Source organism: Flavobacterium sp. (assembly GCF_044369455.1).
In the GTDB taxonomy this organism is placed as follows: Bacteria; Bacteroidota; Bacteroidia; order Flavobacteriales; family Flavobacteriaceae; genus Flavobacterium.
In genome coordinates this window covers 78,137-100,332 of sequence record NZ_JBIPLW010000008.1, presented here as the reverse complement: position 1 = coordinate 100,332, position 22,196 = coordinate 78,137, and the positions used below count along the sequence as shown (strand labels likewise).

Genomic DNA, 22,196 nt, shown 5'->3' with positions numbered 1-22,196 from the left:
TTAATTTTATAAGTAAATATGTACATTAATATTTTAGTAATCCCTTTCTTTATCTATAAATTCTTTATTGTCAAATTTATATTTATAAGTGTAAATTCCTTTTTGAAATAATACATTATTAGGATAGATGTTTGGTATAAAAATGGTAATTTCAATGTATGTATAGCGTTCTGGTTTTAATAAACATTAGGTTTTCAACTAAGTTTACTTAAGTATTGATATACTTTTTCAGTTGGGAGTCCAACAACATTTGTATACGATCCATCAATTCTAGTTATTCCAATTAATCCAATCCATTCCTGAATTCCATATGCACCAGCTTTATCAAATGGTTTGTAATGGTCTAAATAATAATGTATTGCTTCATCCGAAAATTTATTAAAAGTAACTTTGGTTACATCAAAAATGGTTTCAGTTATAGCAATTGTCTTGAAACAAACCGAAGTCACGACCTCGTGTGTTGCATTTGATAAAGATTTTAAAATAACAAAAGCATCATCGTAATCTTTTGGTTTTCCTAATGCTTTATTATTGAGCCAAACAATCGTATCACTTGTAATTAAGAGATCATTTTCTTGTAGTTCACCATCAAATGCACTGGCTTTTAGTTGTGCTAAATAATTAGTAATTTCAACACCTTGTAAACTTTCAGGATAGATTTCTTCTATATCTTTTACTCGAATTTCGAATTCCAAATCTAAATCTTTGAAAAACTGTTGCCTTCTAGGCGAACCAGATGCTAAAATGATATTGTATTTTTTGAGTTTATCCCTTAGCATTATAATGAATGTTTAAATTAATCACTAAAACAGAAAGGATTCCGAAGAAAATAACCCATTTTAAAACTGTACTTAATAAATGAAATTCTTCTTTTGATTTTGCATTCCAAATTTTAATCATAAAGAAAATCATTGGCGCCACAACAAAAATAAACCCATAAATCACCGCAAAATAAAGAGCATTTCCCATCAAATAGGTATTGATGTACCAAAACAAGATTAGTGTCGAAAAGTTTGCTAGTCCAAAAACAACTCTTGAGGTTTTTATTACACCAAGAGCAATCGGTAATGTGCTCATTCCTTGATTGTAATCACCTTCAACATCCTCCATATCTTTAACTATTTCTCGTATTAAATTAATAATGAATGCAAACACTGCATAATCAATTAACATCGAAAATAGAATACCCATTTCTGCTCGATTTCCATCATAAGTTGCAGGTAACAAATCGAATAAACCGATTATGAGTACGCTAAACGATAGGAGTAGTGCAACTATAATATTTCCAATTAATAGCATTTGTTTTAAACTGGTAGCATACATATACAAAGTAGCTGAAATAATAATAAAAGCTCCAGTAAAACTTGGTCTTTGGATTACATTAGATAAATAAAAACCGATACCAACACCGGTTATATTTAGTATGAAATAAAAATTATAAGCTGCTTTTTCAGAAATCGTTTTTCCCACAATAATACTATTTGGTCTATTATCATAATCGGTTTCTTGATCTAAAATGTCATTAATGACGTATCCAGCGGCAGCAATCAAAACAGTTGACAAAACCAATAATCCGTATTGAAAGTGGTTTAAAGCCAACGGAATGTCTTGCAATTTTAAAAACCCATAACGAAAAATTAACTGCATAAAAGCAAGTAGGAGTAGGTTTTGGTAACGAATTAGTTTGAGATATTTCATAATTTAGTATTCAGTGTTCAGATTATAGTGTTCAGTTTATTTGTCTTTAACTCCAAACTTTTCAGGATTTAAAATCATATAGTTTATTAATTTCCCAATTTCAATACAACTATTATTTAGTTCATCGAATTCGATTTTATCTATATAGTTACATTTTAAAGCAAATTCTAAGCATACAATTGTTTCAGAATTTTCAGCATCAGAATCAGTCAGCTTACTATGAAAATGTTTTGGAAAAACTCTTTTTCTATAGGATTCAGTAATAGTAACAGTTGCACTGCGGGAGGAACGCCTTATTTGGTCTGTAAGCGAATACATTTATTCTGTAGGAAATTTTTTTGTGATTTGAAAAATTTTCATAGCCAAATCGAATGATTTTTGATACGCTAATAAATCTTGAAATCTCATTGAATTAATTTTAAGATATTTTTAAAATGATTAACTGCTTACTACAACCTGAATACTGAACACTAAATTTAATCATGTTTTCCATCATAGTACATATGCCATTTGCCCTGCACTTTCATCACTTGTTCAATCACCTCTCGAACAGCGCCTTTTCCGCCTTTTTTATGGGAAATGTATTTGCAAATCGCTTTTATTTCAGCACTTGCATCTTGCGGACAGGTTGGCAAACCTACTAATTGCATCACATGAAAATCGGGAATATCATCACCCATATACAAAACGTGTTCTGGATTAATAGTGTATAACTCGGTATATTCTTTAAAAGTTGCAACTTTATCGGGTGATGCCAAATGAATATCTGTAATTCCCAAATTTTTCAATCGGATACGCACGCCTTCATTGTTTCCACCCGAAATAATGCAAACATGATACCCACTTTCAACCGCTGCTTTCATTGCAAAACCATCTCTTATGTTCATGATGCGAAGCATTTCGCCAGTTGGAGTAATGTGTACTGAACTATCCGTTAGGACGCCATCTACATCAAAAATAAAAGTGGTGATGTTGTTTAATAATTCTTTATAACTTTTTCCCATTATCGATAATAGATTTTGTTAGCATTTTATAAATTTCTTTTTGATTTTCATCTGATAAAAAACTCAAATGAGCATTAATAGTTTGAGTATCTTTCCTTTTGGCTGGCCCAGTTTGCGCTTCAATAGGGGAAAGAGACACAATCTTATTTGCCGTTTCTAGAATTAATGGCTTTAAAATATCAAATGACAAACCATTTTTATTGCAGATCTCATTCCCAATTTGATAAAGGTGATTCGTAAAATTTGATACAAAAACTGCAGCCACATGCAACGCTTTTCTTTGTTCCGAATTAATATTATAAACAGAATTTGAAATGGCTTTGGCAACCGTTTCCAATAATTGTAAGTCGTTTAGGTTTTCAGCTTCTATGCAAATTGGAATGTATTTAAATTTGATTTCTTTTGATTTAGAAAAGGTCTGTAACGGATAAAAAACGCCTTTGCGGTTTTTGCTATCTAGTGTTTCCATGGCAACACTACCCGAGGTGTGCACTACCAATGCATTTTCGAATGCAATATTTTTAGAAATCTCAGCTATAGAAGCATCGGTTACTGAAATTATAGTTACATCAACAGCTTGTAGTTCGTTATAATTGGAAGTAATTTTATCTACCGAAATTAGGTGAGAGACTGATTTTTCACTTCTGGCAAATACCTGTACTAATTCAATTTCAGAGCTTTTAATAAAGGCTTGAATGAGATGCTGAGCAACATTTCCGGAACCAATAATAGACAATCGAATCATGTGGCTAAATTATCGAAAAATTTTAGTTAATTCCGATTATATAAAAGACAAAAACAAACTAATCTTCTCCATTGTCATCTAACTTAAACGGATAATCACCAAATAGAGCCGCCAATTGTTTTGTTTGATAGGTTTTCTTAGTGTATTTGTTCGATAATACAATCATGGTCACTTTTTCTTTTCGCAAATTTATAAAACAAGAGGTATTTCCGTGCCACCATCCGTTGTGATAATAAAAAGTTTCGCCTTTTTTCCATTCGATCAATCGTACACCCAAGCCATAATTCCGCGTCCCTTTACTTTCATAGCTATATCCTTTGTATACTTTCTTGAGCAAATCGGGATTCAAAAAGAACGGTGCATAACGCGCTTTGTCAAACTTCAACAAATCTCGTGGAGTAGAGTAAATGTTTTTGTCACCATAAATTCCATCAAGATAATCAATACCAATTTCCATGCTACCTCTATAAGATGGTGCAATCATATCGCGGTCTTTGGTAATATCAAATACAAAAGTATTGGTCATCCCAAGTGGTGCAAAAATCATTTCTTTCATCGCTTCTGCATAAGTCAAACCCGTAATTTTTTCAATTACTAAGGCAAGCATCGCATAATTGGTGTTGCAATAACTGAATCGGGTATCGGTTTTTGTTTCCAAAGGAATTTTTTTTTCCACCATCACAGTAACAATATCTTCATTGGTAAGCGTTTTATGTTTATCCCAATTCCCATTTTCGAAAGTAAAATAAGCATAGTTTTTCATACCGCTACGGTGATTTAGTAAGGTTTGAATCGTCACATCAGCATATGGAAAATTTGTGATGATAGTATTTAGCTTCTGATTTAGTGAAATCTTTTTAGCATCTATTAGCATTAATACCGCAGTAGACGTTAAAACTTTACTCACCGATGCAATATGTAACGGCATTTCCTTGGTAATCATTTCACCAGTTCTTTTATTGGCATAGCCCATATAGTTTTCATAAATGATTTGACCGTTTTTTGCCACCAAAAAAGCCACATTATCATTTTTTTCGGACCACGTTTTTTCAAAAAAACGACTCACGCCATATTTTTTATCATTGATAAATGATGTAGATAATTTTGGAAGTTCTTCTTGTAAAGACATCATTACGGGAATACCATTTTTATTTATTTTGACAATACCTTCTTCTGTCTTTTCTTGCTTTGAACAAGAAATGGTAAGCAAAATAATAATTAAAAATTGGATTGTATATAGGGAAATTTTAGATGTCATTTTTATTGTATTGAAAAACAAATATAATTATTCATTAAAGTGATACAATTTCTTTTCTAGAAAGCTATCAACAGGTTTTCCACATTTGATAGTAAGAGGAGGATTGCCAATGGCAATCCGGCAGTAGTTTTATTTATAAAACTCACAATCAAAGCTATTTAAAGAACATTTATATTAAAGTTTAATACGAATTAAAATTTAAAAGTTCTTTTATAAAAAAAAGCTTTGAAATCGATTTCGTTACTACTACTTTTGGGACCAAAATAAATTTGCCTTATGCAATTCGGAATTATAAAAGAAAGAAAGAATCCACCCGATAGAAGAGTGGTTTTTACTCCAGAAGAATTGGTTCGTTTAAAAAAAGAACACCCTCAAGTTGTTATAAAAGTGGAAAGCTCAGACATCAGAGTTTTTAATGATGATGCCTACAGCAATTTGGGAATTCAAGTTTCAGTTGACATTTCGGATTGTGACGTTTTCTTTGGAGTAAAAGAAATTCCGGTTGATTATTTGATTCCGAATAAAAAGTACTTTTTCTTTTCGCATACGATTAAAAAACAAGTTCATAATCAAAAATTGTTACGAGCAATTTTAGATAAAAACATTGAGCTTTATGATCACGAAACTATAGTGGATGCGAATAATAAAAGACTCATAGGTTTTGGTCGTTATGCCGGAATTGTTGGCGCTTATAATGGTTTTAGAGGATTTGGAATCAAATATGATTTGTTCAACATTCCGAAAGCTGAAACGTTACAAAATAAAGAAGATTTAATTGCTAGATTGAAAAGACAAACGTTGCCTAATATCAAGATTGTTTTAACCGGACATGGAAAAGTGGGAATGGGAGCAAAGGAGATTTTAGACGGAATGAAACTAAAACAAGTTTCTCCGGAAGATTTCTTAACTAAAATATATTCACAACCAGTATATACCCAAATTGATGTTTTAGATTATAACAAACGAATTGACGGAACCAATTCCGATAGCAATAATGATTTCTACAAGAATCCTCAAAACTACACATCAGATTTTGAGCGATTTTCTAAAGTGGCTGATATCTTTATGGCTGGGCATTTTCACGGAAATGATGCGCCCGATATTTTAACGCATGACATGTTAAAAGCCCCCGATTGTAAATTAAAAGTGGTGGCTGATATTTCTTGTGATGTAGGTGGGCCAATTGCCTGTACCATAAAAGCGTCAACTATAGCGGATCCATTTTTTGGGTATTTGCCAAGCGAAAATAAAGAAGTGCCATTTACGCATCCAGGTTCAATAATGGTCATGTCTGTTGATAATTTGCCTTGTGAATTGCCAAAAGATGCCAGCGAAGGTTTTGGCGAAATGTTTATGGAACATGTAATTCCGGCGTTTTTCAATAATGATAAAGATGGTATTCTTGCGAGAGCTAAGATGACCGAAAATGGAAAATTAACACCTCGTTTTGCCTATCTTCAGGATTATGTAGATGGAAATACGGTTCACGGCTAAAACAAATTTTTAAGTTAATAACTATATTAAATCTCGAATTCGTTTGGGATTTTTTGCTTTTAAAAAGTTGTTATATTTAGAAAATTTTTAATCCCTATGATGCGTCTTTTTTTAGTAGTTTGTTTATTGGTAAATTTTGTAATTAAAGCGCAAACTGTCCAATCTCCTTCAAAATCAGTTCAACTTGAGTTTAAATTGGATAACAACGGAAAACCCTATTATTCTGTAAACTATAAAAGTAAAAATGTCGTTAAACAAAGCTATTTAGGTTTGAAATGTAAAGACGGTGCCGATTTGGTTTCAAATTTCAGCATTGACAGTATTGGGAACAAAACGGTTAATGAAACCTGGCAGCCTGTTTTGGGTGAACAGTCCAATATAAAAAACAACTACAACGAAATGATTGTGGCGCTTTCACAAAAAGCATCGGGAAGAAAGATGAACATCATTTATAAAGTTTTTGATGAAGGCATTGCCTTTCGTTACGAGTTTCCGAAGCAAAACAAATTAAACTACTTTATCATTTCTGATGAAGTATCGGAGTTCAACTTAACGGGGAACCACAAAGTATTTTGGTTGCCAGGTGATTTTGATACCAACGAATACAATTATGAAGAAACCTTGTTTTCAGAGATAAACACCGATATAGTCAATCTGAATAACGGAATCGGTTTTAAAGCGATTACGAAAAAGTTTGCGGTTCAAACACCCTTAATGATGAAATCATCGGATGGAATTTATCTCAATATTTTTGAAGCTGCTGTTGTAAATTATCCCGTAATGCAACTTGATGTTGATGTTCAGAATTACACATTAAAATCGAGTTTGGCACCCAATGCCTTGGGAGATAAAGCCTATTTGCAAACGCCTTGTGTTTCTCCTTGGCGTACCATTATGATTAGTGATGACGCTCGAGATATTGTAGGGTCCAAAATGATTTTAAACCTCAATGAACCTTGTAAACTTGATGATACTTCATGGATAAAACCAATGAAATATGTGGGTGTTTGGTGGGAAATGCATGTGGGTAAATCGACTTGGGATTATGCAGGATCACAGAATGCGCAAAACAATGGTGAGTTAAAACCAACTGGGAAACATGGTGCTACTACTACCAATACAAAACGCTACATCGATTTTGCCGCCAAGCATGGTTTTGATGGCGTTTTGGTCGAAGGTTGGGATGTAGGTTGGGAAGATTGGTTCGGCAATTGGAAAGAAAATGTGTTTGATTTTAAAACACCTTATCCCGATTTTGATTTAAAAGAAGTCAATGATTATGCAAAATCAAAGGGCATTAAAATGATTATGCATCATGAAACATCGGCTTCTGTTGCAAATTACGAACGCTATTTAGACCGGGCGCTAAACCTGATGAAAGCGTTTGGTTATACCGCTGCTAAAACGGGCTATGTGGGTAAAATAATTCCACGTGGTGAATTCCACGACGGACAAACCATGGTCAATCATTACAATTTTGTAGCACAACGGTTTGCCGATTATAAAATGATGGTTAACTCGCATGAAAGTTCACGACCAACAGGATATCATCGAACCTATCCCAACTATATTTGTGCTGAAGCGGGTCGTGGCACTGAGTTTAATGCATGGAGTATCGGAAATAAAGTAAATCATGAAACTATTTTACCTTTCACCAGATTACTTGGTGGTCCGATGGATTATACGCCAGGTATTTTTGAAATCAAAATGAGTGCTTATGATAAAACCAAGAAAGAGCAAGTTCATTCTACATTGGCAAAACAATTGGCGTTGTATGTAACCATGTATTCTCCGTTGCAAATGGCAGCTGATTTACCAGAGAATTATGAAAAACACCTTGATGCCTTTCAATTTATAAAAGACGTACCTGCAGATTGGCAGGAAAGCAAGTATCTCGAAGCCGAACCTGGCGATTATTTAACCGTTGCTCGAAAAGATAAGAATTCAGAAAATTGGTTTCTTGGAGCTATCACCGACGAAAATGCTAGAAATACCGAAATTAAACTGGATTTTCTTTCACCCAACAAAAAATACCAAGCCACTATTTATCAAGATGGGAAGACGGCACATTGGGAAATAAACCCAATCAATTACGAGATAAAAACGATACAAGTCACTTCGAAGTCAAAAATTAAATTACATTTGGCTGAAGGTGGCGGAACCGCTATTTCTTTTAAACCAATCAATTAAACCAATATTATTATGAGTACAACCAAAACCAATTGGGCACAATTTATTCCACTAGTAACCGTCTTCTTCTTTTGGGGATTTGTTGCTGCCAGTAACGATATCTTAATCCCTGTTTTTAAAAAAGCATTTCATTTAACTCAAGGAGAAAGTCAATTGGTATCTGTAGCGTTTTATGTCGCCTACACTGTGGGTTCGATAATTTATATGATTGTTTCTTATTTAACTAAGGGCGATTTAATTAATAGAATAGGTTATAAAAATTCGTTGGCGCTTGGCCTTGTTATTTCTGCACTTGGAACGTTGTTGTTTTATCCTGCGGCAAATATGGGTTCCTTTCCATTAATGCTTTCAGGTTTATTTATTGTGGCACTCGGTTTTTCATTACAACAAACGGTTGCTAATCCATTAGCAATTGCACTCGGACCAATTACAACTGGTTCACAACGATTAACATTAGCTGGAGGAATTAATAATCTTGGAACAACCATTGGGCCATTAATTGTGAGTTTTGCCATTTTTGGAGCTGCAACAACTGGAAATACTACTATGAGTATTGAAAGTGTAAAAATTCCATACCTAGTTTTAGGAGGAGCATTTTTATTAGTAGCTATCTTACTGAAGTTTTCCTCATTGCCCGATAAACCACAAGCGGTTGTTGAAGTAGAAGGAGAGAAAACTACTAATAGAAGTTCTGCATTAAAATATCCACAGTTGGTTTTGGGCATGATTGGTATCTTTGTTTATGTTGGGGTAGAAGTTTCTACGGCAAGTAATTTGCCAGCTTATATGGAAAAAAATCTTGGGTTTATAACTAAAGACATAGCGCCTTATATTTCATTATATTGGGCTAGCTTGATGATTGGTCGTTGGACCGGAGCTGTTGAAGCTTTTACAGATAACATGAGTACCCAAAAAATAGTACGTTTTATTGCTCCATATATAGCATTTGGGGTATTCTTATTGGTTAATGCCATTGCGGAACATGATTTGACACCTTTCTATATTTATGCATTAATAATCCTAGTTTTAATTGCGGCAGATATTGCCAGTAAAGGAAATCCTGCCAGAATGTTATTGATATTCTCTGTTTTGGGAATTGTCGCATTATTAACAGGAATGGCAACTAATGGCATGGTAAGTGTTTATGCTTTTACTAGTGTTGGTTTATTTTGTAGCACACTTTGGCCTTGTATTTTTACATTAGCTATAAGTGGTTTAGGCAAAAACACTAGTCAAGGAAGTAGTTTTTTGATTATGATGATTATGGGTGGTGGCATAGTGAGTTGGTTGCAAGGGTATATTGCTGATATCACTACAATTCATGCCAGTTACATCGTTGGAGTGTTTTGTTTTGCTTATTTGGCTTTTTACGCTTGGAAAGTTTCAGGAATATTGAAAAATCAAGGAATTGATTTTGATAAAAAAGTAAACAACTCGCATTAACACTCATTTGATTTATAAAATCAAAAATCCCGCATCGTTTTCACTTTGCGGGATTTTTTTCAACAAAATCAAACCATTCAATTTAACCTAACTTATTTTTTTTCTTCTATTTTAGCTTTGGTGCCATCTGCTCTATAATAGTAATAATCATTGTCAGTATAGTTTGAAGCAGTATAATAATGATCATCGTTATAGCAATTAGTATAGTTGTAGGCATAACCAGAGTTATAATACCTTTTTATGGATCCAAAGGTGTCTACTATTTCACCTCTGTAGTTGTATATAATTCTCATTCCACCAATTTGAATTAAACCAACTCGGTTGTATCTCATATAAACACTTCCAATGCGACTTACTCTATCGTTACTATCGTAATTGATAAACGTGTTACCAACGCGTCTAACCCTACCAAAACTATCATGTTCTATTCGAGTACCATAGTTAAATGTTCTTCTTTCCTGAATTGAAGCACCACGTTTTCCAGCAGCTTTATAAAAATAATCTCCTTGGCCATCCTGTGGACGCGTATTAAAATCAAAATCTCCATTAGGAAAAACAAAAAACTCAATGCCTCTTTCTACAAATGAAATTGGTTCTTCAAAGCTGAATCTTGTTCTGCTTTCTGTTGCGTTTATAAATCCAGTTGTCATTAAAACGCTTGCTACTAAAAAGGTAATTTTTTTCATGATTTATACATTTATGCGTTAATAATTTGCTCTTTCTCCCGATACTTCGGGATTCGGCTTCTTCGAACAGAAAGTATTTCTGATGATATGAACACTTTCAATCAATGTGCCAAAAGCACGAATACAATTCTTAAGGTTTGATTAATATATTTTAAACATTAGTTAATCAGGTTCTTAAGACAAATATTATTTTAATGTTACTGATATTTTAATGCATTATAAATAACTTTTGTATTCAAATTTTATTACATTTGTTTCGTTTTAAATTTAATTCAACAAAAAGTACAATTACCCAATGAAAAAAAACCTACTACAATTTTCATTTGCTTTATTTCTATTATTTTCTGAAGCATACAGTCAACAATACATACCTTATTACGGAACAGTAGTTAGCCAAGTATCCGAATCGAATGTTTTGATCAATTTGACAGAATTTGAAAACCTTGGCGTAAAAAGAAGAGGCACAACACCATTACAAAACACACTAAATTGGTTAAAAGCCGAATATTTAAGTTATGGGTATACCGCTGCTCAAATGCAAGAATATAGCTTTACCAATGGTTCTACCACCTGTAAAAATTTGGTTGTGACCAAAGTGGGAACGCTATATCCAAATACGTTTATCATTTTATGCGGACATTATGATACAATAAACGGTAAAGGAACTAATGATAACGGTAGTGGCGTGGCTACTATTTTTGAAGTAGCGCGTTTACTAAAAAACATCCCAACAGAATATTCGATTAAGTTTATAAACTTTAGTGGAGAAGAAGATGGATTAATAGGAAGCCAGCACTTTGTTTCTACTGTTGTCAATGCTACCAATCCTAAAATGGATATTAAATTGGTATTTAATATTGATGAAGTAGGAGGAAGAGCAGATATGACCAATGATACCATTACATGCGAGAGAGACACAGGAAGCCCAACTTCTAATAATGCAGCATCCAATATAATTACTAATGAGTTAATTAATTGTGTCGAATTATATTCGTCATTAAATACCTTCCTAGATTATGCTTATGCGTCAGATTATATGCCATTTGAAGATAATAATGAAATCATTACTGGTTTTTTCGAAAGAAATGAAACGCCTCACAGGCATACTGCCACAGATTTACTAATTAATATGGATCCTGTTTACGTATACAATATTGCAAAAGCTGCAACAGGTGCCATGTTGCATTTTGCAAAAGCGTCAACCACTGCATTAGATGTAAACGAACAAGATTCTTCCCAAATAAGTCTATATCCTAATCCAGCCTCAACTGATTTAAATATTAGTTTAGGTTCATTAACTCAATCAAATTATTCTATTTCACTACTCGATATACAAGGAAAAGTAGTGCTGAACAAGCAAATTGAAAATGCAGGTTTAATAGAAACAGTTTCCCTTCAAGGAATAGCCAAAGGAATGTATTTGGCGGTTGTGCAAACTAATAACAACCGATATACTAAAAAAATCATCGTTGAGTAATCAATGTTCTAGTACCTAAAAAGCCACAATTTATTGTGGTTTTTTTTTATAGTTTTTCTTGCCGCTAATTAGTTTTGTTATTTAGGAGCACACTTTTATCTTTCTTTTCAATACTGCTCCCGCTATCCACTATATCTCGCTTCGCGAGGATGTCGTTTCTATCGGGGCTAATTAGGATGTCATTTGCTTCTTCTATATCAATCAAAAACTACAAACATCACATTTGTAGTTTTTTATATTGTTGTGGGCACGGATTGCACTCGAGCGAAGCGAACTGACGAAGTAAATCCGCGCTATCGACCGTTGAACATATCCGAGCGGTCGGGGTTTTTAAAACATTTTATCAAATATAGTATTTTTGAGAAAACAATGATATAAAAACGGAAGCTTTATTATTACTTCTGTTTTAGTTAACCGCATTGCCCCGCTACCGCACGAATCCTTTCGTGTGGTTTATAATTTAAAATACTGAAATACAACAACTTTATCTATTAACCATTCTGGTGCTCGTTTGCAACGAGTACCTACTTACCTTTTTATGGAAAATAAAGCGTTTGTAACGCGGGTTTTAAAACATTTTATCAAATATAGTATTTTTGAGAAAACAATAATATAAAAACGGAAGCTTCATTATTACTTCTGTATTGGTTAACCGCATTGCAAATGCTACGATCTTTGTTCTAATTTAAGTTGGTACTCGTAACAAACGAGCACCAGTTGGGAGAATTGCTAGAAAAATAGTAGTTGAATAATACCTATTATATTTTTTCTTTCAAGTAAAAACCAGTAACTGATTTTGTATTCTTAACAATGTCTTCCGGTGTTCCAGTCGCAAGCAATTGTCCACCATTTTCGCCACCTTCAGGACCTAAATCAATAATCCAATCCGCACATTTTATCAGGTCGAGGTTATGTTCCACTACAATGATGGAATGACCTTTTTCGATTAAAGCGTCAAAGGATGCTAACAGTTTTTTAATATCATGAAAATGCAAACCCGTAGTGGGTTCGTCAAAAACAAACAAGGCTTTTTCTTTGGTAACACCTTTTACAAAAAACGAAGCCAATTTAATTCGCTGTGCTTCACCACCCGAAAGAGTAGAAGAAGATTGCCCCAATTGCACATAACCCAATCCAACATCTTGCAAAGGCTGTAACTTTTGCGTTATTTTAGTTTGTTTGTTTTCGGCAAAGAACGTAATGGCATCATCAATAGTCATCGTTAGGATATCATCAATATTTTTGCCTTCAAACGCCACTTCTAACACTTCTTTTTTGAATCGTTTTCCACCACAAGTGTCACAAGGCAAAGAAACATCAGCCATAAAAACCATTTCCACATTTATAGAGCCTTCACCTTTGCAAGTTTCACAACGTCCACCATCAACATTAAACGAAAAATGTTTGGCTTGATAGCCTCTAACTTTCGATAGCTTTTCTTTCGCATACAAATCGCGTATGTCATCGTATGCTTTTATATACGTCACTGGATTCGAACGTGAACTTCTCCCAATTGGATTTTGATCTACATATTCAATGTGCTTTAAATGTGAAAAACTTCCAGTCATTTCCGTAAATTGACCTGCTTTATCGCCAATTCCTTCTAGTTTTTTCTGCATCGCTGGAAACAATATTTTTTTTACCAAAGTACTTTTTCCACTACCAGAAACACCTGTAATTACTGTTAAGCTTTCCAAAGGAAACGAAACATCTATGTTTTGTAAATTGTTTTCTCTAGCGCCTTTTATTTCGATAAAGTTGTTCGATTTTCTTCGTTTTTTTGGTACTTCAATTTCAAGTTGTCCGTTTAGATATTTTGCAGTCAACGAATCTGCTTTTAGAATTTCTTCAAAAGTACCTTCGGCCACTAATTCACCACCAAAAGTGCCCGCTTCGGGACCAATATCAATAATTCTATCAGCAGCTTTCATGATGTCTTCATCGTGTTCTACCACAATAACGGTGTTGCCTAAATCACGAAGGTTTTTTAATACTTTAATTAATCGTTCGGTATCTTTTGGATGTAAACCAATGCTTGGTTCATCAAGAATATACATCGAACCAACCAAACTGCTACCAAGAGATGTAGCCAAATTGATTCGCTGTGATTCACCACCAGATAAGGTGGAAGAATTTCTATTTAAGGTCAAATAATCCAATCCTACATCACTTAAAAATGCTAATCGATTGTTGATTTCAATCAAAAGTCTTTTGGCAACTTTTTGGTCATACTCTGAAAGCGATAGCTCCTTAAAAAAAGGTATTAATCGTTTAATGGACATATCTACCAATTCTGAAATGGTTTTAGCTTCGCTCTGTTCGGCTCCGCCTCGGGTGCCTCCCACGCTAATATAATTAGCTTCTTTGCGAAGCCTTTTTCCTTTGCACGTCGTACATTTAGTTTTACCGCGATAACGCGAAAGCATCACACGATTTTGTATTTTATAATTTTTATCTTCTAATTCGGTAAAGAAATCATCTAAGCCCGTAAAATAGCTATTTCCTTTCCAAATCAAATCTTTTTGTTCGTCCGTAAGTTCAAAAAAAGGTTTATGAATCGGAAAGTCAAATTTGTAAGCATTATTTATCAATTGATCACGATACCAGCTCATACTTTCACCACGCCAAGGGAAAATGGCATTTTCAAAAACAGAAAGTGAAGTGTTTGGAATCACTAATTCTTCATCAATCCCAATGATGTTGCCATATCCTTCGCAAGTGGGACAAGCGCCATAGGGATTGTTGAAACTAAAAAGATGGATGTTTGGTTCTAAAAAACTGATACCATCCAATTCAAAATTAGAACTAAAAGGTAAACGTTTATTTGATGCCAAGTCTTGAAGATAACAGACTCCTTTCCCTTCAAAAAAAGCGGTTTGAGTAGCATCAGCTAATCGGTTGTAAAATTCTTCTTCCTCTTTAACTACAATTCGGTCAATGATAAGCAGAATGTTTTTATTGTCATATGAATGTTGGTTAATGTCATCCAAACGAACCATTTCGTTGTTGACTAAAATACGAGCAAAGCCTTGTTGCAACAATACTTTTAGTTTATCTTCTAATTTACGACCTTCTTCAAGATGAATAGGCGATAGGAGCAACCATTTACTATCTATTTCAAATGATTTCACAGCCGTAATCACATCAGTAATCGTATCTTTTTTAACTTCTTTTCCCGAAATGGGAGAATACGTTTTTCCAATACGTGCAAAAAGTAATTTGAGATAATCATATATTTCAGTCGAAGTTCCAACAGTAGATCGTGCATTGGTGGTGTTTACCTTTTGTTCAATAGCAATGGCTGGAGCAATGCCTTTAATATAGTCAACTTTGGGTTTGTCTAATCTTCCAAGAAATTGTCGTGCATAAGAAGATAAACTTTCAACATAACGTCTCTGACCTTCAGCGTATAAGGTGTCGAAAGCTAAACTAGATTTGCCAGAACCAGAAAGACCGGTAATTACAACTAATTTATTACGAGGAATCACTACATCCAAATTCTTTAAGTTATGAATTTGTGCTCCTTTGATTAAGATATTTTTTTTTGGCTCTAATGTGGCAATTTCAGAAGATTTCATCAAGTTACTTTTGGAAGATTGCAAATGTAGTTAAATATAAAATGAAAAAAATAATTACGAAGTTGTTGAAATTACAATAATTATACAATTCTTATACTTTTGTTAAAATAATCAGTAAATTAGTTTATTATATTTACATTTAAAATTGAAATGGTAATTGGAGAATAAATTAAATCAGTGAGAGTTTTATTTTATTACAACATTGCCACATCAATTAAACATATAAGAAAACAGAATTTTTATTTTTTAAAAAGTTGTTAATTCTCATCTAATTTGAAATTATTACTTTTTTATAAATTTCTTTCTCTGTATAGTTTTTGTATAGTTAAACAAAAATCAAGTGAAAAAACTTTAATTTATTTTTACAAAAAATTTTAAAAAAAAAAATTATGAAAAAAATTACTTTCTTTTTATCATTATTATTTAGTACAATTTCTTTTTCTCAAATTGTTACAAATGGTAATTTTCAAACTGGTGATGAAGCACCGTGGTATGGTAATGCAGCCAATGTTGTTGACTTAGGCGCCGGCAATTTTGTTAATCAAGCAAACGTTGCTTCTCCAGGTAATGCTTTTGATGTTAATTTAAGCCAAGTAGTTACGTTAACTAACGGCACTACGTATCAATTAATTTTTGATGCATTTACCGATTCAGTGACTAATACAAGGCCGATAACTGTTGGTCTTGGACAGACTGGCCCTCCTTTTTCTGCTTTAACAGCAACGCCTACATTAACAGCTAATTCTCAGACCTTTACTTATCAATTTACTATAAATTATGGCGATACTGTTACCGACAGAGTCATTTTTGATATGGGAGCTGCAACAGGTTTTGTTTTTATTGACAATGTATCTGTTGTTGAAGTTATAAATACTTGTAATAATGGAGTTCAAGATGGCAATGAAACAGGAATCGATTGTGGTGGTTTTTGCCCACCATGTATTACAGGTCCAACCGTAAATTCTCCAATTCCACCAGCAAGAATGCCTGATGATGTAATTTCTATTTACAGCGATGCTTACACAAGTATTTCGCCAATAAATTTAGATACAGGATGGTGTGGGGCAAATGCAGTACAAGCAACTACTGCGGGTGGTGGTGCCAACAACGTGTTAGCATACAAAGGCAATGCTTGTCAAGGAATTACTTTTCCTAATGCAACTCGAAATGTGTCAGGATTTACTAATGTACATGTTGATTTTTTCATTCCAACGGGAACTAGTTTGGTTGGAAAGGTATTCAATTTAAAAATAATACCTAATACTGGTGGAGGCGCAGCTGAAGTAGAAATTCCGATTGATATTAATGGTCTTTCTCCACTTCCAGTTCCTGGTACATGGTATTCTTTTGATAGAGCTTTATCTAATTCTCAGTTGGCAACTTTAGTGACCAATCCTATTATGCATGAGTTTGGAGTTACAAGTAACTTAAATAATTTGGTATGGTACGATAATCTTTATATTTGGAGATTACCTTTGAGTACAAATGAGTTTGATGCTAGCTCAATTAAATTATATCCTAATCCAGCTAGCAATTTTTTAAAAATAGAAGCAATTTCAATTATTGAAAAAGTTTCTGTTTACAATCTTTTAGGACAAGAAGTTTTATCAAAGTCTCCAAATTCTGAAACAGTGACACTTGATGTTGCTAATCTACAATTAGGAGTTTATGTTGTTAAAACTTCTATTAATGGAAAAATAGCTTCTACAAGATTTATAAAAGAATAAGTCAAAATTATTTAGTTTTTAAAGCACGAAATAAATTTCGTGCTTTTTTGATATTTATATCAAACAAACTTACCCAACTGAAGTAATTTATTCACAACATTAACACAACATTAGCCTTTTTTTTGTTTTCAAAAAACTGAAGGATAAAGTAAAATAAACCCTTATATTACTTCAATTTGAAGTACTCACGAAGTATTTGTGAGTTGTATAGTTTTTATATACTTAATAAAAATTAAAATGTTGTATAATAATATTAAGTTTGATAATCATTAAAAAGCAATAAACATGAAAAAAATTACATTATTTTTATTCCTTATGATTTCTTCATTAGGATTTTCACAAGATCTTTTATTAGGTTTTGAAACTACTGAAACGGGTGGTGTTAACGGAGGACCTTTCGGTGATATTGGTGCTAATTTAGCACCTGCACCTGTTTTAGAAACTGGAACTGGAACAAATACTTCGCGAGTACTTAAAATTACAGGTAATCCTGCAGCTGAACCTTGGCAAGGGATAAATTTAAATTTAACCTCACTAGTTAATTTAACAACTATCAAAACAATGACTATGGATGTACTTTCTGCTGATCCGATTACTTTTTTAGTGAAAGTTACTGGTGGTGTAGGTGGTCCTCCTATAGTCGCAGCATCTGCTTCACATCCAGGAGGAAACGCATGGCAAACTATTTCATTTACATTTAATACTGCACTTGATGGGCAAGCAGCATTAGCTAATGGTACTTATGGTGGTTTTGTTATTCATACGTATTGGGTTGCTGGTGAAACGTCATTTTTTCCCGGTGGAAACCCAATTCCAAGACCAGCAAGAACTTTTTATGTAGATAATATTAAAGGACCACTTGGAACACCTCCAGTAATTCCTGCTCCAACTACTGGTGCTCCAGTGCAACCAAACAGGCCTGCTGCTGATGTTAAATCAATATTTAGTGATCACTACGCACCAATTACTACCATTGGATACACTGGTGGTGATGATAACACATATAATACTTCTTGGTGCCCAGGCTCAACAAGTTTAGTTGTAATTGATGGTAATAACACAAATAGAGTTACTGGTTTAGGATGTGAAGGTGTTTCCTTTTTATCAGGTAGATTTGACTCTACAGGATTTACTCATTTTCATATGGATATATGGACATCTGAACCAACAACAATAGGTAAAGTTTTTAATTTTAAATTTTCTAATTGGAGTGGAACAGGTGGAGAAACTAATGCCTATCAATATGATGGAAATAGTTCTACCTTTTTACAACCAGGACTTGAAGGAACTTGGATTCCAATAGATGTGTTATTATCTAATTTCACTACCGTTGGTGGTACTAACAGAACTGATTTTGTTCAATTCGTAATAACTTCTAATTTAGGAACGGTGTATTATGACAACATTTATTTGCACAAAAACACTACTTTAGATTCACCAGATTTTGAAGTTTCAAAAGCAAAATTGTATCCAAATCCTGCTACTAACGTTTTAAATATTCAATCAGTTTCAAACATCGAAAAAGTTAGTGTATATAATCTTTTAGGACAACAAGTTATTTCAGAAACTCCAAACAAAGCTTTAGTTTCATTAGATGTATCAACTCTTCAAGTTGGTGTTTATGTCGTAAAAACTACTGTTGACGGAAATGTATCTTCAACAAGATTCATAAAAGAATAGCTTTAAGCAAATTATTTTTGAAAAGCACGAAATTTATTTCGTGCTTTTCTATTTTTACACTTCAAAAACTTAAATTGTGAAATTAATTCATAAATACTAGTTATTGAATTCGTAATATTGTAATACAATGACACCTAAAGACACTCAATATAAAAAAAATATTTGCTTAGCATTACTGCTACTTTTATCTACATTTAGTAATGCTCAGGATTTACCTCCTATTGTAAATTATACGCCATCATTATATAAAGCTGGAAATCAAAATTGGATGATATCACAAGATAAAAACCAATATTTATATTTTGCTAACAATGATGGTCTACTTGAATTTAATGGTTCAATCTGGACATTATATAATTCACCAAACGAAACAATTGTTCGATCGGTAAAAGTAATTGGAGACAAAATCTTTACAGGTTGTTATATGGAATTTGGCTTTTGGGCAAGACAAGATCATGGAAAACTCAAGTATACTTCGCTAAGTAATACGATTAAATCTAAAATTCTTGTTGATGAACAATTTTGGAATATTTTGAATTATGAGCAATGGGTTATTTTTCAATCGTTAAATAGAATTTATATTTATGATACCATCACCAAGAAATTCAAAATAATTATTCCTAAAGGAAATATTTTAAAATCCTTTAAAGCTGCAAATTCAATATATTATCAGACGGTCAATTTTGATTTGTTTGAAATTGAAAATGGTGCAAGTAAGTTAGTGACTAATAATTCTATTCTTAAAAACAATAAAATTGTAAATGTTTTTGCTACTGATGATGGATTATTAATTCATTCGCAGTTTAATGGATTTTATCAAATAACTAATGGTAATTTGACGAAATTTAATACTGAAGCAGATGCAGAAATAGCTGCAAGTAGTATTTATAGTAGTCAAATGTTAAAAGACGGAAGTTTTGCTGTTGGTACAATTTCAAATGGCGTTTTTATTTTAACAAAAAACGGAAAAGTGAGATTTCATATGACTCAAAATAAAGGTTTGTCAAATAATACGGCGCTTTCTATTTTTGAAGATAATGATCAGAATTTATGGATTGGGCTAGATAATGGAATTAATTGCATCAATTTGCAATCGCCAATTAGAAGTTTTGTAGATGAAACAGGAATGTTAGGGACGGTCTATGCTTCAATTTTACATAACGAAAAATTATACATAGGAACCAATCAAGGATTGTTTTATAAAAAAGGTTTAAATGAAGGTCAGTTTAAATTTATTCCAGGAACTAAAGGTCAGGTTTGGTCTCTTTTTGCTTATGACGGAACTTTATTCTGTGGTCATGATTCTGGCACGTTTGTCATTGAAGGCGAATCGTCAAGACTAATTTTTTCGCAATCGGGCACATGGAAATTTGAATTACTACCAAATAATAAAAATTGTATACTTCAAGGAAATTATTATGGTATTTCAGTTATCGAGAAAATAAACAATCAATGGATATTCAGAAATAAAATTTCAGGATTCGATTATTCCTCTAAGTATTTTGAAATTACAAACACAAACGAGGTATATGTAAGTCATGAATATAAAGGTGTTTTTCGTTTTCAATTAGATTCTGATTGCAGAAAAGGTTCAAAATTGTTTGCTTATACAAATCCAATCAAAGGTAAAAATGCAAGTTTATCTAAATTTAACAATACAATCTATTACGCATACAAAAATGGTTTTTACAAGTTAAATCAAAAGACAAAACAATTTGAAAGAGATAAATTATTAAGTAGGGTTTTTGATAAAGACGAATATACATCTGGAAAATTAATTTTGGATAATTCCAATAAATTATGGGTATTTTCAAAAAATCACATAAACTATTTTACTGTTAACAAATTAAATTCCGATTTAAAAAGGAATATTATTTCAATACCTTCATCAATTACCAATTCGATGTTAGGATATGAAAATATAGCGCAACTATCTAATTTACTTTATTTGATAGGAACTACAGACGGCTATTATACTTTTAATATTAATGAACTTGGATTTAAGAATCACAAAGTTGTTATTTCTGACATTAGTATTAATAAAATTAATGACAAACTTATTAATTATTCAATATCAGAACCCGGTAAATTTGCTCATGATGAAAACAACATCACGATTAGTTATACAGTTCCCGAATACAATAAGTATATTATCTCTGAATATGAGTATTTGCTGGAAGGTTTTCAAGATAAATGGAGTGAATGGAACCAAAATTCTTCAATTGGTTTTAAAAACTTGCCATCAGGTGATTACACTTTTAAAGTTCGATCAAAATTTGTAAACTCACAACCAGATAATTTAGCAACCTATACTTTTACAATATCAAAACCTTGGTATTCTACAAATTTAGCTTTGATCATTTATCTTCTAATGATTTGTGTATTGGCATATTATATCAATAAAGCTTATGAAAGTTATTATTTTAAACAAAATTTAAAGCTAATAGAAGAGAATAATCTATTGCTTGAAATTAAAGAATTAGAAAACGAACAACAATTAATGAAATTACGTAATGAGCAACTTTCATTAGATGTAAATGAAAAAAGTAGAGAATTGGCCATTTCAACGATGAGTTTGATTAAAAAAGATGAATTATTAGCTTTAATAAAGGAAGATTTAAAAAAATCTTCCGATGAAACGAGTTCTAAAAGTATTAAGTCAGTAATAACAACTACCATAAATAAAAATATTTCTGTTGATAATGCATGGAATGCCTTTAAAGAAGCATTTGATACAGCAGATAAAGATTTTTTAAAGAAAGTAAAACAAGCTCATGAATCTTTGACTCCAAATGATTTGAGACTTTGTGCTTATTTGAGATTAAATTTATCTTCTAAAGAGATTGCTCCATTACTTAATATTTCCGTTCGAAGCGTTGAAATTAAGCGTTATCGTTTGCGAAAAAAAATGGATTTATCTCATGAAAAAGGCCTAGTTGAATATATACTTTCGATTTAACATTATATATTATCCTTATTGTAACTATACATTAACTATACAAATTCTTTTTTATTTGATCTCTAAAAAAAATAATTGTTTCTAATATGTATATAATACTAGATAAACTATTGGTTTAATTAAACCCTTCATTTAAAACTAACTTGTATAGTTTGTTTAATTAGTTATTTTATTATTGAAATATAATAATTGTAAATTTACAAAATAAGTAATTCTTCAACTTTTTATTATTAATATAAAAAATAAACCACTAAATG

At 32.4% G+C, this 22,196-nt stretch carries 14 protein-coding genes and 1 pseudogene; 7 read left to right on the top strand and 8 right to left on the bottom strand.

The features are described from left to right. Nucleotides 1-194: 194 nt before the first annotated feature. The 6 genes and pseudogenes from ACIQ2L_RS09350 to ACIQ2L_RS09325 form a co-directional block, all read right to left on the bottom strand. Complete coding sequence (locus ACIQ2L_RS09350) at nucleotides 195-779, bottom strand: Maf-like protein (RefSeq protein ID WP_396158082.1); 585 nt, start codon at nucleotides 777-779, stop codon at nucleotides 195-197. After that, the gene (locus tag ACIQ2L_RS09345) at nucleotides 766-1,698 is read right to left on the bottom strand and encodes a geranylgeranylglycerol-phosphate geranylgeranyltransferase (RefSeq protein ID WP_396158080.1); all 933 of its coding nucleotides are present in this window, start codon (nucleotides 1,696-1,698) and stop codon (nucleotides 766-768) included. The genes ACIQ2L_RS09350 and ACIQ2L_RS09345 overlap by 14 nt, the downstream gene beginning before the upstream one ends. A gap of 36 nt (nucleotides 1,699-1,734) precedes the next feature. Further along, a pseudogene (locus ACIQ2L_RS09340) lies at nucleotides 1,735-2,106 on the bottom strand (four helix bundle protein). Between the two features lie 68 nt (nucleotides 2,107-2,174). Further along, nucleotides 2,175-2,702: a KdsC family phosphatase gene (locus ACIQ2L_RS09335; protein WP_396158079.1), complete on the bottom strand. Its 528-nt coding sequence runs from the start codon at nucleotides 2,700-2,702 to the stop codon at nucleotides 2,175-2,177. After that, nucleotides 2,686-3,447: a Rossmann-like and DUF2520 domain-containing protein gene (locus ACIQ2L_RS09330; RefSeq protein WP_396158077.1), complete on the bottom strand. Its 762-nt coding sequence runs from the start codon at nucleotides 3,445-3,447 to the stop codon at nucleotides 2,686-2,688. Before ACIQ2L_RS09330 ends, ACIQ2L_RS09335 begins: the two co-directional genes overlap by 17 nt. A gap of 58 nt (nucleotides 3,448-3,505) precedes the next feature. Next, nucleotides 3,506-4,705, bottom strand: coding sequence for a serine hydrolase domain-containing protein (locus ACIQ2L_RS09325; RefSeq protein ID WP_396158075.1), 1,200 nt, complete (start codon nucleotides 4,703-4,705; stop codon nucleotides 3,506-3,508). A 276-nt stretch (nucleotides 4,706-4,981) separates the two neighbouring features. Between ACIQ2L_RS09325 and ACIQ2L_RS09320 the strand changes: the two genes are divergently transcribed. The 3 genes from ACIQ2L_RS09320 (at nucleotide 4,982) to ACIQ2L_RS09310 (ending at nucleotide 9,832) form a co-directional block, all read left to right on the top strand. Next, nucleotides 4,982-6,199: an NAD(P)-dependent oxidoreductase gene (locus tag ACIQ2L_RS09320; protein WP_396158073.1), complete on the top strand. Its 1,218-nt coding sequence runs from the start codon at nucleotides 4,982-4,984 to the stop codon at nucleotides 6,197-6,199. Nucleotides 6,200-6,295: 96 nt separating this feature from the next. After that, nucleotides 6,296-8,389, top strand: a complete 2,094-nt coding sequence (locus ACIQ2L_RS09315; protein ID WP_396158071.1) for a glycoside hydrolase family 97 protein — start codon at nucleotides 6,296-6,298, stop codon at nucleotides 8,387-8,389. Nucleotides 8,390-8,401: 12 nt separating this feature from the next. Beyond that, nucleotides 8,402-9,832, top strand: a complete 1,431-nt coding sequence (locus tag ACIQ2L_RS09310) for an MFS transporter (RefSeq protein ID WP_396158069.1) — start codon at nucleotides 8,402-8,404, stop codon at nucleotides 9,830-9,832. A gap of 92 nt (nucleotides 9,833-9,924) precedes the next feature. Here the strand turns inward: ACIQ2L_RS09310 and ACIQ2L_RS09305 are convergent, their stop codons facing one another. Further along, a complete protein-coding gene (locus tag ACIQ2L_RS09305) occupies nucleotides 9,925-10,518 on the bottom strand; it encodes a hypothetical protein (protein WP_396158067.1) in 594 nt (197 codons plus the stop codon). A gap of 295 nt (nucleotides 10,519-10,813) precedes the next feature. Between ACIQ2L_RS09305 and ACIQ2L_RS09300 the strand changes: the two genes are divergently transcribed. Continuing rightward, a complete protein-coding gene (locus ACIQ2L_RS09300; RefSeq protein ID WP_396158065.1) occupies nucleotides 10,814-11,995 on the top strand; it encodes a M28 family peptidase in 1,182 nt (393 codons plus the stop codon). A gap of 758 nt (nucleotides 11,996-12,753) precedes the next feature. On the opposite strand, the gene uvrA is transcribed toward ACIQ2L_RS09300, so the two are convergent. Further along, nucleotides 12,754-15,573: an excinuclease ABC subunit UvrA gene (uvrA, locus tag ACIQ2L_RS09295; protein ID WP_396158063.1), complete on the bottom strand. Its 2,820-nt coding sequence runs from the start codon at nucleotides 15,571-15,573 to the stop codon at nucleotides 12,754-12,756. Nucleotides 15,574-15,962: 389 nt separating this feature from the next. Between uvrA and ACIQ2L_RS09290 the strand changes: the two genes are divergently transcribed. The 3 genes from ACIQ2L_RS09290 (at nucleotide 15,963) to ACIQ2L_RS09280 (ending at nucleotide 21,939) form a co-directional block, all read left to right on the top strand. Further along, complete coding sequence (locus ACIQ2L_RS09290) at nucleotides 15,963-17,300, top strand: T9SS type A sorting domain-containing protein (protein WP_396158061.1); 1,338 nt, start codon at nucleotides 15,963-15,965, stop codon at nucleotides 17,298-17,300. A gap of 285 nt (nucleotides 17,301-17,585) precedes the next feature. Further along, on the top strand, nucleotides 17,586-18,980 hold the full coding sequence (locus ACIQ2L_RS09285) for a T9SS type A sorting domain-containing protein (RefSeq protein ID WP_396158059.1): 1,395 nt from the start codon (nucleotides 17,586-17,588) through the stop codon (nucleotides 18,978-18,980). 127 nt (nucleotides 18,981-19,107) lie between these two features. Beyond that, entirely contained in the window at nucleotides 19,108-21,939 is a 2,832-nt protein-coding gene (locus tag ACIQ2L_RS09280; RefSeq protein ID WP_396158057.1) for a triple tyrosine motif-containing protein, read from the top strand. Nucleotides 21,940-22,196: the final 257 nt, after the last annotated feature.